This is a genomic window from Pseudomonas sp. Lz4W (genome assembly GCF_000346225.2).
Classification (GTDB): Bacteria; Pseudomonadota; Gammaproteobacteria; order Pseudomonadales; family Pseudomonadaceae; genus Aquipseudomonas; species Aquipseudomonas paraversuta.
Map to the genome: position 1 here is coordinate 24,817 of NZ_CP017432.1, position 15,133 is coordinate 39,949.

The 15,133-nt window shown below is 60.4% G+C and carries 11 protein-coding genes; 5 read left to right on the top strand and 6 right to left on the bottom strand.

The window, feature by feature from the left end; all coding sequences use genetic code 11:
* Positions 1-68 precede the first annotated feature (68 nt).
* Complete coding sequence (gene hemF, locus B195_RS00105) at positions 69-995, top strand: oxygen-dependent coproporphyrinogen oxidase (RefSeq protein ID WP_003437941.1); 927 nt, start codon at positions 69-71, stop codon at positions 993-995.
* Positions 995-1,816 (top strand): shikimate dehydrogenase, encoded by an 822-nt coding sequence (gene aroE, locus B195_RS00110; protein WP_003437938.1) that lies wholly within the window; start codon positions 995-997, stop codon positions 1,814-1,816. Before hemF ends, aroE begins: the two co-directional genes overlap by 1 nt.
* 84 nt (positions 1,817-1,900) lie before the next feature.
* Here the strand turns inward: aroE and B195_RS00115 are convergent, their stop codons facing one another.
* Together B195_RS00115 and betC are read right to left on the bottom strand one after the other, a co-directional pair.
* On the bottom strand, positions 1,901-3,469 hold the full coding sequence (locus B195_RS00115; RefSeq protein ID WP_003437937.1) for a SulP family inorganic anion transporter: 1,569 nt from the start codon (positions 3,467-3,469) through the stop codon (positions 1,901-1,903).
* Between the two features lie 146 nt (positions 3,470-3,615).
* Positions 3,616-5,124, bottom strand: coding sequence for a choline-sulfatase (gene betC / locus B195_RS00120; RefSeq protein WP_003437936.1), 1,509 nt, complete (start codon positions 5,122-5,124; stop codon positions 3,616-3,618).
* Between the two features lie 112 nt (positions 5,125-5,236).
* On the opposite strand from betC, the gene B195_RS00125 reads away from it, so the two are divergent.
* From B195_RS00125 to betT, 3 genes are all read left to right on the top strand, one after another.
* A complete protein-coding gene (locus B195_RS00125) occupies positions 5,237-6,148 on the top strand; it encodes a LysR family transcriptional regulator (protein WP_003437935.1) in 912 nt (303 codons plus the stop codon).
* A 28-nt stretch (positions 6,149-6,176) separates the two neighbouring features.
* Entirely contained in the window at positions 6,177-6,503 is a 327-nt protein-coding gene (locus tag B195_RS00130; RefSeq protein WP_003437934.1) for a DOPA 4,5-dioxygenase family protein, read from the top strand.
* A gap of 320 nt (positions 6,504-6,823) precedes the next feature.
* On the top strand, positions 6,824-8,821 hold the full coding sequence (gene betT, locus B195_RS00135; RefSeq protein ID WP_003437933.1) for a choline transporter BetT: 1,998 nt from the start codon (positions 6,824-6,826) through the stop codon (positions 8,819-8,821).
* A 91-nt stretch (positions 8,822-8,912) separates the two neighbouring features.
* Here the strand turns inward: betT and B195_RS00140 are convergent, their stop codons facing one another.
* The 4 genes from B195_RS00140 to B195_RS00155 all read right to left on the bottom strand — a co-directional run bounded on the left by B195_RS00140 (position 8,913) and on the right by B195_RS00155 (position 15,110).
* Positions 8,913-9,653, bottom strand: a complete 741-nt coding sequence (locus tag B195_RS00140) for an SDR family oxidoreductase (protein ID WP_003437932.1) — start codon at positions 9,651-9,653, stop codon at positions 8,913-8,915.
* 227 nt (positions 9,654-9,880) lie between these two features.
* The gene (locus B195_RS00145) at positions 9,881-12,943 is read right to left on the bottom strand and encodes an efflux RND transporter permease subunit (RefSeq protein WP_003437931.1); all 3,063 of its coding nucleotides are present in this window, start codon (positions 12,941-12,943) and stop codon (positions 9,881-9,883) included.
* Positions 12,940-14,022 carry an efflux RND transporter periplasmic adaptor subunit gene (locus tag B195_RS00150; RefSeq protein ID WP_003437930.1) on the bottom strand — a complete coding sequence of 361 codons (1,083 nt, stop codon included), beginning with the start codon at positions 14,020-14,022 and terminating at the stop codon, positions 12,940-12,942. The genes B195_RS00145 and B195_RS00150 overlap by 4 nt, the downstream gene beginning before the upstream one ends.
* On the bottom strand, positions 14,019-15,110 hold the full coding sequence (locus B195_RS00155; RefSeq protein ID WP_003437929.1) for an efflux RND transporter periplasmic adaptor subunit: 1,092 nt from the start codon (positions 15,108-15,110) through the stop codon (positions 14,019-14,021). The genes B195_RS00150 and B195_RS00155 overlap by 4 nt, the downstream gene beginning before the upstream one ends.
* Positions 15,111-15,133: the final 23 nt, after the last annotated feature.

A 15,133-nucleotide genomic window follows, 5' to 3' on the forward strand; every position in this document is an offset into this window, starting at 1 on the left:
GCGGCCTTTGCCGCCGGCCCCGCTCTGAATGATGTGCCGCGTCGCTTGGCCCGATTTAAGGTGATGTCATGACTACCCGCACCGAGGCTGTAAAAGCCTACCTGCTCGACCTTCAAGACCGCATTTGCGCTGCTCTGCAGACTGAAGACGGTGGCACCCCGTTCGTCGAAGACGCCTGGGAGCGCCCGGCAGGCGGTGGGGGTCGCACCCGTGTGATGGAAAACGGCAACCTGATTGAAAAAGGCGGGGTTAACTTTTCCCACGTATTTGGTAGCGGCTTGCCGCCTTCAGCCAGCGCCCATCGCCCGGAACTGGCCGGTCGTGGTTTTGAAGCCCTGGGTGTGTCACTGGTGATCCATCCGCACAACCCCCATGTGCCGACGTCCCACGCCAACGTACGCTTTTTCATTGCCGAAAAAGAAGGCGAAGAGCCGGTGTGGTGGTTTGGTGGCGGCTTTGACCTCACCCCCTACTACGCCGTTGAAGAAGACTGCGTGCACTGGCACCGGGTGGCCGAACAGGCCTGCGCACCCTTTGGCGCAGACGTGTACCCGCGCTACAAGGCCTGGTGCGACAGCTACTTTCACATCAAGCACCGCAACGAGCCCCGCGGTATCGGCGGCCTGTTCTTTGATGACCTGAACCAGTGGGACTTCGACACCTGCTTTGCCTTTATTCGCGCCATTGGCGACGCCTATATCGACGCCTATCTGCCGATTGTTCAACGCCGCAAAAACGACGAATACACGGTCAAGCAGCGTGAGTTCCAGGAGTTTCGCCGTGGCCGCTACGTCGAGTTCAACCTGGTCTATGACCGTGGCACCCTGTTCGGCCTGCAATCAGGCGGCCGTACCGAGTCGATCCTGATGTCGCTGCCGCCGCAAGTTCGCTGGAGTTACGACTGGAAAGCTGAACCTGGCAGCGAAGAAGCACGTCTTACCGACTATTTTCTGCAAGATCGTGACTGGCTGGCATTGTCCGGGGAACCTGTCTGATGGACAGTTACGTGGTTTTTGGCAACCCGATTGCCCACAGCAAATCCCCGGTACTGCACCGACTGTTTGCCGAGCAGACTGCCCAGTCCATGCAGTACGAGACCTTGTTGGCGCCGCTGGATGATTTTGCTGGCTGTGCTTCGGCGTTTTTTCGCCAGGGTCGCGGCGCCAACGTCACGGTGCCCTTCAAGGAAGACGCCTACCGTCTGGCCAGCAGCCTTACGCCACGGGCGCAAAGGGCTGGCGCAGTCAACACCCTGAGCAAACTGGCTGACGGCACATTGCTGGGTGACAACACCGACGGCGCGGGGCTGGTGCGTGATTTGACGGTGAATGCGGGCTTCAGTCTCAAGGGCAAACGCATTCTGCTGCTGGGCGCCGGGGGCGCAGTAAGGGGTGCCCTCGAACCGTTACTGGCCGAGCAGCCGGCGTCGGTCACCATAGCCAATCGCACGGTAGAAAAAGCCGAAGTACTGGCCGAACTGTTCAGCGATCTGGGACCAGTGGCCGCCAGCGGCTATGACTGGCTGCGCGAACCGGTCGACCTGATCATCAATGCCACCTCGGCCAGCCTGGCCGGAGAATTGCCGCCGATTGCCAGCAGCCTGATCGAGCCGGGTAAAACCCTGTGCTACGACATGATGTACGGCAAGCAGCAGACGCCGTTTTGCGCATGGGCGGTCGAGCACGGCGCGGGTCAGGTCATGGACGGTCTGGGGATGCTGGCCGAGCAGGCGGGCGAAGCGTTCTTCCTGTGGCGCGGAGTGCGCCCGGATACGGCGCCGGCACTGGCTGAACTGCGCCGGTTACTGGCGCTGTAACCGCCACCCCAATCCTGTAGGAGCGAGCTTGCTCGCGAGCTCTTGGCTGCTGGTTCAAAAGCTCGCTCCTACAGGGGTACAGGTTTAACCCTCAAAAGAAATCGGGCAGTTGTCCGGTCCCTCGAGTTTTTTCAATTCCTCCACCACCTGCGGCCGTGCCCGGCGCAAGGTCAGACTACGGCCCAGGCCGCGCAAGCGTCGTGCTTCCTGGTGGAGCATTTCTACCCCCGAGTAATCAATAAAGTTGATGTGCTGCGCATCGATCACCACCCGCAACCCCTGGGTGCGTTGCAGGCGTACTTGCAGGTAATGGCTGGCGCCGAAAAAAATCGAGCCGCCTACCCGTAGAATCTCCTCGTCGCCATCGCGCCACTGTTGAATGCGTGGACGTGAAGTGCGTTTGAGATAGAAAAACAGCGAGGCCAGCACTCCGGCATAAATCGCTGTTTGCAGCTCCAGCAACAGGGTGGCGACGCATGTCAGCGCCATCACCACGAACTCGGCACGACTGACCCGCCACAGCGCGCGAATGCCCCGCGTGTCCACCAGGCCCCAGCAGATCAGCAAAATGCTGCCCGCCATCGCCGGGATCGGAATGTGTGCGATCAGTTTCGAACCCGCCACCGCAAACAACGTGACCCACAGCGCGGAAAACACCCCGGCCAGTGGTGAGCTGGCGCCCCCTTCATAGCTCAGCCCCGAGCGTGTGAACGAGCCCGACGACAGATACCCCGAGAACAGCGAACCCACCACATTGGACAAACCCTGTGCCCGGCTTTCCTGATTGGCGTCGATCATTTGCTGGGAACGTGTCGCCAGCGAGCGGGCGATCGACAAGCTGGTGACCAGCCCCAGCATGCCCACCGCCACGGCGCTGGGCAGCAGACGCAGGACCGTCTCGAGATCCAGGGGCAAGGGGCTGAAGGGCGGCAAGCGGCCGACAAACGACTGCACCAGTTCGACATGGCCAAATACCCCGGGCAGCAGCCATACAGCCAGGCTGGCAAGCCCCAGGGTCAGCAGCAAGGTGGGCCAGCGCGGCACCCACAGTTTGAGCACGATGCCCAGCACCAGGGTGCCCAGACCCAGCCCCAGCGAGGCGGGATCAAATTGGCGAATATGGGCGATCAGGGTCAACAGGCTATCCAGGGCCGTTGCCTTGCTCGATAAATGCAGGCCCAGCACGTTCGGCAATTGGCCCAGAGCAATCACAATGGCGGCGCCCAGGGTGAAGCCCACCACCACCGAGTGCGATACGAAATTGGCCAGCGCGCCGAATTTCAACATGCCCAGCAGCCACTGAAAAATCCCGGCCAGAAACGTCAGCAATAGAATCAGGCTGATGTAGTCCTGCGTGCCGGGCACTGCCAGGGGGCTGATGCTGGCATACAGCACGATGGAAATCGCCGCCGTCGGGCCGCAGATCAAATGCCACGATGAGCCCCACAGGCAGGCGATGATCACCGGCACAATCGCCGCATACAGCCCGTACTCGGGGGGCAAGCCTGCAATCAGCGCGTAGGCGATGGACTGCGGCAACGCCAGAATCGCCCCGCTAAGGCCCACCAGTGCATCGCGGCTGACGCTGACGCGGGTCTGTTTGGGCAGCCAGCTTAAAAATGGCAGCAGGTGGGTGTATTTGGGCCAGGCCATGGGGCTCTCGTCGGGTTAAACAGGTTCTCTGCAGGAGCGAGCTTGCCTCGCGATGGTTGTTAACGATAACGCATTGTTTGCTGAATAAACGAGGCGTCCCTCAGGCTATCGCCAGGCAAGCTCGCTTCTGCGGATTGCCCGTCGTTTTAGCCGCCGACCTGTGGATAACGCGCCTTGCGCTCAAGGTCGTCGAGGTCGATGTGGTTGCGCATGTACTGCTGGCTGGCGTCGACCCAGGGCTGGTGATCCCAGCTGGTCAACTTGCCTGTGGCCAGCGATTGGGTAACCAGGCGACGGCGGCGCTGGCTGGCGAGCACTTGCTGGTGAATCGCCGGAATATCCCATTTGGCCCGGGCCTCGGCCAAAAAGTCGTTGAACAGTGACTGGTGCCCGGGGCACTGGCTCAGCTCTTCGCGTTCACCCGGGTCGTTGTGCAAATCAAACAGCAGGCACGGATCGTCTTCGCTATAGATGAACTTGTAGGCACCACGGCGGATCATCATCAGCGGGCTGATCGTGCCTTCGGCCATGTACTCGCCAAACACTTCGTCATGCCCGCCTTCGCCCCGCAGGTGCGAGACCAGCGAGCGTCCGTCCAGGTCCAGCCCGGCCTCTAACGTACCGCCCGCCAGCTCGACAAAGGTCGGTAACAGATCGGCAGTGGATACCGCGGCGCCAACCCGGGCCGGTTCGAACTGCCCTGGTGCGTATACCAGCAACGGCACCCGGGCGGCCATGTCGAACCAGTGCATTTTGTACCAGAGCCCGCGTTCGCCCAGCATGTCGCCGTGATCGCCGGAAAACACGATAACAGTGTTATCGGCCAGCCCCGTGTCTTCAAGGGTTTGCAGCAGCTTGCCGATATTGTCGTCGATGTAGCTGCAGGCGCCGAAGTACGCACGGCGGGCGTCGCGAATTTTATCCACAGGCAGCGGTTTGTCCCACAGGTCGTAGGCCTTGAGCAGACGTTGCGAATGCGGGTCGAGGCTGGTCTGGGGCGGGGTTTCGGGTAACGGGATGTCTTCGTTGCAGTACATGTCCCAATACGGCTTGGGGATGGTGTACGGGTCGTGCGGGTGAGTCATGGAGACCGTCAGACAAAACGGCCGGTCGCCGTCCTGGCGAATATGGTCGAACAAGTATTGCTGGGCCTTGAACAGCACTTCTTCGTCGAAATCCAGTTGATTGGTGCGCACGCACGGCCCGGCTTGCAGCACCGAGGCCATGTTGTGATACCAGCTGGGGCGAGCATCGGGCTCATCCCAGTTGACCGACCAGCCATAGTCGGCGGGGTAAATATCACTGGTCAGGCGCTCTTCAAAACCATGCAGCTGGTCGGGCCCGCAAAAGTGCATCTTGCCCGCCAGCGCGGTGCGATACCCCATACGGCGCAGATAGTGCGCGTAAGTCGGCACATCTGCGGGCAAGTCCGCAGCATTGTCGTAGGCGCCGATTTTGCTCGGTAGCTGGCCGCTGACCAGGGTAAAACGCGAGGGCGCACACAGCGGGCTGTTGCAATAGGCGGCGTCAAACACCACGCCCTGCTCAGCCAGGCGGCTCAGGTTCGGCAGTTTTATCGGGGACGGGCCGTAGATCGGCAACAACGGGGCGGCCATTTGATCGGCCATGATGAAGAGAATATTTTTACCTGACATGGGGGCGGCCTTTCATGGTGAATATTTATGCGAAAGTGCTGACTGTCAGCATGATGGCCGGATAACTCGTGGTAAAACCCATGGACCGCAATGACTAGGATAAGCACAGCTAATGTATAAAGCCTTGGGCGATCTCTCTCTGGACCTGTTGCGCACCTTTGAAGCGGCCGCCCGCCACCGCAGCTTTACCGCGGCAGCCCTGGAGCTGGGCACTACCCAGCCGGCCGTCAGCCAGCAGCTCAAACGCCTGGAGTCGCGCCTGGGGATTCGCTTGTTTGACCGCATCTACCGCGGCATCGCCCTGACCGAGGCCGGGCTTGGCCTGTTTTTGCAGGTGCAAGCTGGTTTGCAGCAAATAGACGCGGGTTTGCAGGCGTTAAGCGAACAACCGGACCGTGAAGTGCTGCAAGTGGCTACCGATTTTGCCTTTGCTGCCTATTGGTTGATGCCCCGACTGCCACGTTTTCATGCGGCCTGGCCGCAAATTGACGTCAGTCTGGTAACCCGTGAGCGCAGCCATGATGCGCTGCAGGGTGATATCGATGTGGGGGTGCTGTTTGGTCAGGGGCGCTTCAGCCAGGGTGAATCCCGATGGCTATTCAATGAAGAAGTGTTTCCGGTATGCAGTCCGCACTTGCTGGCCGGGCAGACACTGCCGTTATCGGCCCGGGCCCTGGGGGACTTCCCGTTGCTGCAATTGCGCGGCGAACATGCCCGCCACTGGTTTGACTGGTACAGGCTGTTTGACGCCCTCAAGCTCGGCCCGCCGCCTGCCCCCGGCCAGCTGCGTTTCGACAACTACACCTTGCTGATCCAGGCCGCGATTGCCGGTCAAGGCATGGCCATCGGTTGGAAGCACCTTGTGGATAACTTGCTGGAGCAAGGGGTTCTGTGCCGGCCTTTCGCTGAATCGGCGCAATCGGCCAGCGGTTATTACGCGGTGATGCCTCAGCGCAAACGACGTAACCGGCTGGCCCAGGTTTTTGTCGACTGGATGCTGGCGGAGCAGAATGCCGAGCGATAGCCCACTCATTTCCTGCAGGAGAATCTTCATGCAACGCATCAAGGGTTATCACGCCCACGTATATTTCGACGCTACTACCATCGGGCAGGCGCGGGCCTTGTGTGAAGAGGCTGCGCAGCTGTTCGGCCTCACCATGGGCCGGGTTCACGAGCGCCCGGTCGGTCCGCACCCGGACTGGAGTTGCCAGTTGGCCTTCGGCCCCGAGTTGATCGGCGTAGTGCTGCCCTGGTTGGCATTGAACCGCCACGGCCTGGTGGTGTTTTTGCATCCCGATACCGGCCATGACCTGCTGGACCACACCGATCACGGGATCTGGATGGGGGCGGTACGACCCTTGAATCTGGCTGTTTTTTGATCAAAACATGGCGGGTTAAAAAAAAATTCAGCTTTTTTTCACCCCGGTAAATTCCTGCAAATCCTGATGGCCGGCAAAAGCCTGATAGCCCCACGCTATAACGGCTGAACGTTGGTCATGGCCATGTGTCATAGCTTTCCATGAGCTAACGTATGACACGTGAAGCTGAGGGCAGTGATTAGTTCTAAAAGGCCATCCATGTTTAACTTGAACGGTTATTCAAGTTAAACGGTGGTCCGCTGCCCGCTCACAACAGGAGGCTTACCTTTGCCGAACGCGCTCTTTTTGCTCTCGTTTTACCTCTACAAGGTGCACATCCAATGAGTGCTCCAGTGACGTCAGAGACGTCTCAAATTCGCATGAACCCGCCGGTGTTTTACTTTGCTGCCGCGTTTATCCTGATCTTTGGGTTAGTGGTTATTGCCACACCACAAGCCGCCGGTGAATGGCTGCTGGCGGCGCAAAACTGGGCGGCCAATACGGTCGGCTGGTACTACATGCTGGCAATGACCCTGTACCTGATCTTTGTGATCACCACCGCCTTGTCTGGCTACGGCAAGATCAAGCTGGGGGCCGATCATGATGAGCCCGAGTTCAGTTACCTGTCCTGGGCGGGCATGCTCTTTGCCGCCGGGATCAGCATCACGCTATTTTTCTTCTGTGTGTCCGAACCCCTGACCCATATGCTCGCCCCGCCGCAAGGCCCGGCCGGTACGTCAGAGGCTGCGCGCCAGGGCATGCAATTGCTGTTTTTGCACTGGGGCTTGCATGGCTGGGGTGTGTTTGCCTTTGTCGGCATGGCGCTGGCGTACTTCGCGTATCGCCACAACCTGCCGCTGGCGCTACGTTCGGCGTTGTATCCGCTGATCGGTAAACGCATCAACGGGCCCATCGGCTACGCCGTGGATGGCTTCGGCATCATCGCCACGGTGTTTGGTCTGGGGGCCGACATGGGGTTTGGGGTGTTGCACCTCAATTCCGGACTCGACTACCTGTTTGGCTTGCCGCACACCCAGTGGGTGCAGGTGGGTTTGATCACCCTGATGATGGGCGCTGCAATTCTGGTGGCCATTGCCGGTGTGGACAAGGGTGTACGGGTTATGTCCGACATCAACATGCTGCTGGCCTGTGCGCTGCTGCTGTTTGTGTTGTTCGCCGGCCCTACCCAGCATTTGCTCAACACTCTGGTGCAGAACATCGGTGACTATCTGGGCGCGTTGCCGACCAAGAGTTTCGATGTGTATGCCTACGACAAACCCAGCGACTGGCTGGGTGGCTGGACTGTGTTCTATTGGGCCTGGTGGATCGCATGGTCGCCGTTTGTAGGCCTGTTCATTGCGCGCATTTCCCGTGGTCGCACCATCCGCGAGTTCGTGTTCGGGGTGCTGTTGATCCCGCTGGGCTTCACTTTGGCGTGGATGTCGATCTTCGGTAACAGTGCCATTGATCAAGTGCTCAACCACGGCATGGTTGCCCTGGGCCAGTCGGCCATCGACGATCCCTCGCGCACGCTATACCTGCTGCTTGAAACCTACCCGTGGAGCCGGACCGTGATTGCGGTGACGGTGTTCATCAGCTTCGTGTTCTTCGTGACCTCGGCTGACTCCGGCACTGTGGTGCTCTCTACCCTCTCTGCGCGTGGCAACAACGCCGACGAAGACGGTCCGAAATGGCTACGGGTGTTCTGGGGCGCGATGACGGCCCTGGTGACCAGCGCGCTGCTGTTCTCGGGGAGCATCGATGCGCTGAAGTCAGCGGTCGTGCTCACCTCGTTGCCGTTCTCGCTGATTTTGCTGCTGATGATGTGGGGACTGCACAAGGCGTTCTACCTCGAGTCGCAGAAGAAGATTGCGCAGATGCACTCACTGGCGCCGGTGTCTCACGCCCGTCGTGGCGGCTGGCGTCAACGCTTGAGCCAGGCTGTGCACTTCCCGTCCCGTGACGAGGTGTACCGCTTTATGGACACCACGGTGCGCCCGGCGATTGAAGAAGTGAGTGCGGTGTTCCGGGAAAAAGGACTTAACGTCGTCACCCAGCCGGATCCGGCCAACGACAACGTGAGTCTGGAAATCGGCCATGGTGAGGAACACCCGTTCATCTACCAGGTGCAGATGCGCGGCTACTTCACGCCGTCATTCGCCCGGGGCGGTTTTGGCAAAAAAGAGCAATTGCGCAACCGCCGCTACTACCGTGCTGAAGTGCACTTGAGTGAAGGCAGTCAGGACTATGACCTGACTGGCTACACCAAAGAGCAAATCATCAACGACATCCTCGACCAGTACGAACGCCATATGCAGTTCTTACACCTGGTTCGCTGATTCGGGTAACGGATCGAGGTCAACGCGAGCAAGCTCGCTCCTGCAGGAACGGTGAAAATCCTGTAGCAGCGAGCTTGCCCGCCACTGGCCTTTAAACCAGTCCGCCATTGGCCCGCAGCACTTGCCCGTTTACCCACTCCGCCGCCGGACTCACCAGAAACGAGATGATTCTGGCGATGTCTTCGGGCTGCCCCAAGCGTTCCAGGGGTGGCATTTTGGCGAAGCTCTGGATCTGCTCTTCAGTCTTGCCCTGCATGAACAGTTGCGTCGCCACTGGCCCCGGTGCCACGGCGTTTACTGTGATTTGCCGGCCACGCAACTCTTTGGCAAACACCTGGGTCAGCGACTCGACCGCTGCCTTGCTGGCGATATAGACCGCATAGCCCGGCAAATTCATGCCCACCGTACTGCTGGAGAAATTGATGATGCGCCCGCCGCTGTTGAGCCGGGTGGCCGCTTCGCGCAGGGTGTTGAAAGTACCCCGGGTGTTGATGTTGAAGGTCTGTTCGTACAGTTCATCGCTGTGTTGCGCCAGCGGCAACACTTTGAGCACGCCTGCGTTATTGATCAGCACATCGATTTTGCCCAGTTGCTCTTCAGCCTCATCGAACAGCCGCGCGACGTCCGCGGCACTGGCCACATCGGCCTGTACGGCAATGGCTTGATGCCCCGCACTGTGCAGTTCAGCAACCAGGGCTGAAGCTTCGTCGGCACTGTTGGCATAGTTGATAACGACGGCAAACCCTTCGCCGGCCAGTTGTCTGGCAATCACGGCACCGATGCCCCGGGATGCACCCGTGATCAGCGCGACTTTAGGCAGAGAAGTACTCATGGCAACACTCCATAGTGGATTTGGCGTGGGGCTAGATTCACATCTGTATCCAGGCAGATAAAGATGGTGAATTCGATAGCGGTATTCGCAAACGCCCAACAATCCTCCCGCCCTCTTGTGGGCGCGGGCTTGCCCGCGATTGCAGCAACTCGGTTGAAACTGTCACACCGGGTCGTTTGCATCGCGGGCAAGCCCGCTCCCACAAGGGATATCGCCCTCAGAGGGCATCAGGCATGGGCGGGTGGCGCGTCCTTGCTTTCCTTGATCTTGTACCAGGCCACGTACAACGCGGGCAGGAACAACAGGGTGAGCAAGGTGGCGGAAATGATGCCGCCGATCATGGCGTAGGCCATTGGCCCCCAGAACACGTCACGGGCAATCGGGATCATGCCCAGGCTGGCCGCAGCAGCGGTCAGCAGGATCGGCCGGCGGCGGTGCTGGGTGGCTTGCATGACCGCGTGCCAGGGGTCGTAGCCATCGCGTTCGTACTGGTCGATCTGGGTCACCAGAATCACCGAGTTGCGCACGATGATCCCCACCAGGGCCAGAATCCCCAGGATCGCCACAAAGCCCATCGGCGTGCCGGTCGGCACCAGCGCCAGCACCACACCGATCAGCCCCAGTGGCGCCACACTCACCACCAGGAACATCTTCTGCACGCTTTGCAGCTGGATCATCAGGAAGGTCGCCATCAGAAACAGCATCAGGGGCACCACCTTGGCGATCGGGCCCTGGGCCTTGGCGCTTTGTTCAACCGTGCCGCCGGTTTGCAGGGTGTAGCCCTGGGGCAGGCTGGCGGCGAACTTGTCGACTTCCGGCTTGAGCTTGGCCACCAGATCGGTCGGTTGCATCGAGCCGCGCACCGAGGCCTTGAGGGTCAGGGTGGGAATCCGGTCGCGGCTCCAGATCAGCGGTTGCTCCAGTTCGTAGCGCACGGTGGCAAAGGCCAGCAACGGAATCGAGGTGCCGCTGGGGGTGGTGATTTGCAGGTTCAGCAGGGTTTCCGGGCTGCCCCGCTCGCTGCCGACGGCACGGCCTATGATGTTGATCAGGTAGATGTCGTCCTTGACCTGGCTGACCGCCGCGCCGCTGACGATGCTGTTCATCACATGGGCGACGTCTTCGGATGACAGCCCGAACTGGCGGGCCTTGTCCTGGGCAATGTCGATGCGCAGTACCTTGCCCGGTTCGTTCCAGTTGAAGATGGTTTCACCGACGTTGGGGTTGGCGTCCAGCACGGAGGCCAGGTCGAGGGAATACTTGCGTACCAGATCGATGTTTTTGCCACTGACCCGATATTGCAGCGGCTGACCCACCGGCGGCCCCAGTTCCAGGGTGTGCACAAAGCTGCCGACCCCAACGTAATCTTCACGCAGGCGTTTATTGAGACGTTCCATCAGGGCATCCCGGCTATCCAGCCCGGTGCTGACAATCACCAGCTGGGCGTAGAACGGGTTTTGCAGTTGCTGGTCCAGTGGCAGGTAGAAACGAATCGCGCCCTCGCCGATGTACGAACTCCAGCGCAGGATATCCGGGTCGCCCTTGAGCGACTCTTCAAAGCGCTGGGTGACCTTGAGGGTTTCCTGAATCGAAGCGTTTTGCGGCAGGTTCAGGTCCACCAGGATTTCCGGGCGATCGGAGGCCGGGAAGAACTGGTTCTGCACCAGCCCCATGCCGAAAATGGCCAGTACGAACATCAGTACCGTGACGCCGATGGTCATCCAGCGGTGGCGCATGCACCAGAGCAGGCCATTATCGAAGGACCGGGCCAGGCGTCCGGGTTTCTCGGGCTTGGGTTTGACCTTGGAACTGAGGATATGCACCCCCAGTACCGGCGCAAACAGTACCGCCACCACCCACGACACCAGCATCGCCACGGCAATCACCGCAAACAGGGTGAAGGTGTATTCCCCTGCCGAGCTGTTGTTGAGGCCGATGGGCACGAAGCCTGCCACCGTCACCAGGGTGCCGGTGAGCATGGGGAAGGCCGTGGAGTGGTAGGCAAAGGTCGCCGCTTGTTCCTTGGTCTCCCCCAGCTCGAGCCGGGTGATCATCATTTCCACCGTGATCATCGCGTCGTCCACCAGCAGGCCCAGGGCGATAATCAGCGCACCCAGGGATACCCGCTGCATGGCAATGCCGGTGAACTCCATGAACACAAAGACCAGCGCCAGCACCAGCGGGATCGAGATCGCCACCACCAGGCCCGCACGCAGCCCCAGGCTGAGGAAACTCACCGCCAGCACGATGACCACCGCCTCAAACAGCGCACTGGTGAAGCCGCCTACGGCCACCTCTACCACCTGCGCCTGATCGGAGACCATGTGCACGCCCACCCCCACCGGCAGTTCGGCGGTGAGGTCGTCGATGCGTTGCTGCAGCTGTTTGCCGAACTCTTGAATGTTGCCGCCGTCGATCATGGCAATCGCCAGACCGATGGCAGGCTTGCCGTTGTAATGGAACATGGGCGCGGACGGGTCGACGTAACCGCGGCTGATTTCGGCGATATCGGCCAGCCGGTAGAAGCGGTCGTTGACCCGCAGGTTCACCGCTTCCAGGTCTTCGACACTGTGGAACTGTCCCGAAGTGCGGACCGACATTCGCTCGGGCCCGGCTTCAACGACCCCGGCCGGGGTCACGGCGTTTTGCGCCTGCAGGCTTTCCAGAACGTGTTGTTGATCGAGGCCCAGGGCCGCCAGTTTGCGGGTCGAAAAGTTCAGGTAGAAGGTTTCATCCTGCTCACCGATGGTCATCACCTTGCCGCGATTGGGCACATCGCGAATCCCGGTGCGCACCTGTTCGACGTAGTCGCGCAGCTGGCGCATGGTGAAGCCGTCGCCGGTAAAGGCGAAAATGGTGCCATACACATCACCGAACTCATCGTCGAACCCCGGGCCCTGAATGCCCTGGGGGAAATCGCCGCGAATGTCGTTGATCTTTTTGCGCACCTCATACCAGATATGGGGAATGGCATCGGCCTTGGTCGTGTCCTTGAGGAACACGAAGACCGTGGATTCGCCGGGCCTGGTATAGCTTTGCACGTAGTCGAGAGAGTCCAGCTCCTCGAGCTTTTTCTCGATGCGGTCAGTGATTTGCAGCCGGGTTTCATCGACCGTGGCACCTGGCCATCTGGTCTGGATGACCATGGTTTTGATCGCGAAGGACGGGTCTTCCGCGCGGCCCAGGTTCATGTAAGAAAAGATCCCGGCGACCACCGCCATAAACATCAAGTACCAGACAAACGACTGATGTTTCAGAGCCCACTCGGACAGGTTGAATTTCCCATTCATTGCGAGCTTTCCTTATCGAATCTGACTTTCTGTCCGGGGGTGAGGCTGTTGACGCCGGCGCTGACCACGTAATCGCCGTTTTTCAGGCCACCCTGGAGCAGCACGGTTTGCGCGTCACGGCGCAGCACGTTGACGTCACGCGGGCTGACGGTTTTGGTCTGCGGGTCGATGACCCAGATGCGGCTGTGACCGTCGGTTTCCTGCAGGGCGGTGAGCGGTAATTCAAAGTGCTCGGCAATCGGGCTGCTGACGGTCACGCTGACCGAACTGCCGAGGCGAAAGGCTGGCGGGGTCTGGTCCAGGGTCAGCCTGGTGCGCCGGGTGCGGGTTGCACTGTCGGCTTGCGGGGCGATTTCGCGGATATGGGCGCTGGTGTTGACGTTCGGGTCGAGCTGGCCGGCGACCAGAAACTCGATACCTTTGGGTAGCGCCTCGGCCAGGGGCCCGGGCAGATCAATCACCGCCTCCTTGATTTCAGGGCGGGCCAGGGTGACCACTTCTTCGCCGACGCTGACCACCTGCCCTGCTTCGGCGTGCCATTGGGTGATTACCGCGTCATGGTCGGCGCGCAGGTCGCAGTAACTGAGCTGGTCCTGTGCCTGGCTGACCGCGGCCACGGCCTGCTGCATGGAGGCCGCGGTGGTTTTGAGGTCGGCCTGGGCCGTGTCCAGTTGCGCCTGGGCGCCGACCCCGCGGTTGAACAGCTCCTGCTGGCGCCGGGCGTTGGCTTGAGCGTTGATCAATTGCGCCTGCACCTTGGCCAGGTCGCCCTGGGCCGAGCGCAGCTGGTTTTGCTGATCGGTGGGATCGAGGTTGGCCAGAATGTCCCCTTGCTTGACCACTGCGCCCACGTCGTAATGACGGCGCACGATACGGCCCGGCACGCGAAAGCCCAGGGTGCTTTCGTAGCGCGCTTCGATGTTGCCGGCAAAGCGCCCGAGATTGTCGGAAAGCATCGGCTGAGCCACCACATACAAGGCAGGGCGGACAGGCTCGGGGGCTTTTTTCTCGGAGCAACCCGCCAGCAACAAGGCTGCCAGCGGCACTGTCCACAAGTGGTTAATCAATGATCGGCTCATAACCGGGCTCCCCCGCTCGGGATGGGCGCGACTTCAACCTTCATGCCGGGGTGCAGCAATTGTCCGCCTGCGACCACGACCTTTTCTCCGTCCTTGAGACCTTCACTGACTATCACGCTGCCGGTCAGGTAGCGTCCGACCTTGACCCGTTGCAGGCGCACGATGCTTTGCTCGTCGGCGATCCATACGGCAGGCTCGCTGATGTCTTTGGTCAGGGCGGACCAGGGCAGCTCAATGCTGCGACTGGGGGGCGGGGTCAGATTGACGCTGACAATCGAACCCAGATCCATGCCTTTGGGCAACGCGTCCAGTTGCACCTTGATTTGCAGGGTGCCGCTTTGTGCCGACACGGTGGGGGTGATCTCGCGGATCTGGCCGTTAACCTTGATCGCCGGATTACTCAGCAGCGTGACTTGCACGGTAGGGTTTTTCGGCGGCTCGATAAACAGTGATTCATACACGTTGAACACCGCGTCGCGGGCTCCGTCGCGGGCCAGGGTGAAAATCGGCATGGTGGCCTGCACCACTTGCCCCACTTCGGCCTGGCGCGCGGTAATCACACCCGGCGCCTCGGCCTGCAATTGGCTGTAGCTCAGTTGCTCGCGGGCATTGGCCAACTGCGCCTGTGCGGCAGTCAGGGCACTTTGCGCGCTGAGCCGGGCAGCATTGGCAGCATCGTATTCGCTTTGGCTGGTGTAGCCTTTTGGCAGCAGTTTCTGCTGCCGGATAAATGCGGCACGGGTCTGGACCACTTGGGCCTGTTGCGCATTGACGCTGGCCTGGGCCGTTTCAACCTGGATTTTCAAGTCTTTGGGGTCGAGACGGGCCAGCACCTGATTGGCCTGGATGTGGTCACCGACATCGACCTTGCGCTCGATGATTTTGCCGCCGACCCGGAATGAAAGCTGGGTTTCGACCCGGGCCTGAATATCGCCGCTGAGTTGAATTGGCGGGGCAAATTCCCGGGTGCTGACCTGTTGTACATAAACCCGCGGGGACAAAGGCTCAGTGGGCCTCTCTTTGCCGCAAGCGGTCAGAAGTACCAAAAGGCTCAAGCCCATAACAGCCTTGTTTCGTGGACCAGCCATGCAAGCTCCTTTGCGTGATGCTG

What these genes read in the sequence shown, in the direction of transcription:
- betT (WP_003437933.1), top strand. Translation starts at nt 6,824, where the DNA reads ATGAGTGCTCCAGTGACGTCAGAGACGTCTCAAATTCGCATGAACCCG.
- betC (WP_003437936.1), bottom strand. Translation starts at nt 5,124, where the DNA reads ATGTCAGGTAAAAATATTCTCTTCATCATGGCCGATCAAATGGCCGCC.
- B195_RS00115 (WP_003437937.1), bottom strand. Translation starts at nt 3,469, where the DNA reads ATGGCCTGGCCCAAATACACCCACCTGCTGCCATTTTTAAGCTGGCTG.
- B195_RS00145 (WP_003437931.1), bottom strand. Translation starts at nt 12,943, where the DNA reads ATGAATGGGAAATTCAACCTGTCCGAGTGGGCTCTGAAACATCAGTCG.
- B195_RS00125 (WP_003437935.1), top strand. Translation starts at nt 5,237, where the DNA reads ATGTATAAAGCCTTGGGCGATCTCTCTCTGGACCTGTTGCGCACCTTT.
- B195_RS00130 (WP_003437934.1), top strand. Translation starts at nt 6,177, where the DNA reads ATGCAACGCATCAAGGGTTATCACGCCCACGTATATTTCGACGCTACT.
- aroE (WP_003437938.1), top strand. Translation starts at nt 995, where the DNA reads ATGGACAGTTACGTGGTTTTTGGCAACCCGATTGCCCACAGCAAATCC.
- B195_RS00140 (WP_003437932.1), bottom strand. Translation starts at nt 9,653, where the DNA reads ATGAGTACTTCTCTGCCTAAAGTCGCGCTGATCACGGGTGCATCCCGG.
- hemF (WP_003437941.1), top strand. Translation starts at nt 69, where the DNA reads ATGACTACCCGCACCGAGGCTGTAAAAGCCTACCTGCTCGACCTTCAA.
- B195_RS00155 (WP_003437929.1), bottom strand. Translation starts at nt 15,110, where the DNA reads ATGGCTGGTCCACGAAACAAGGCTGTTATGGGCTTGAGCCTTTTGGTA.
- B195_RS00150 (WP_003437930.1), bottom strand. Translation starts at nt 14,022, where the DNA reads ATGAGCCGATCATTGATTAACCACTTGTGGACAGTGCCGCTGGCAGCC.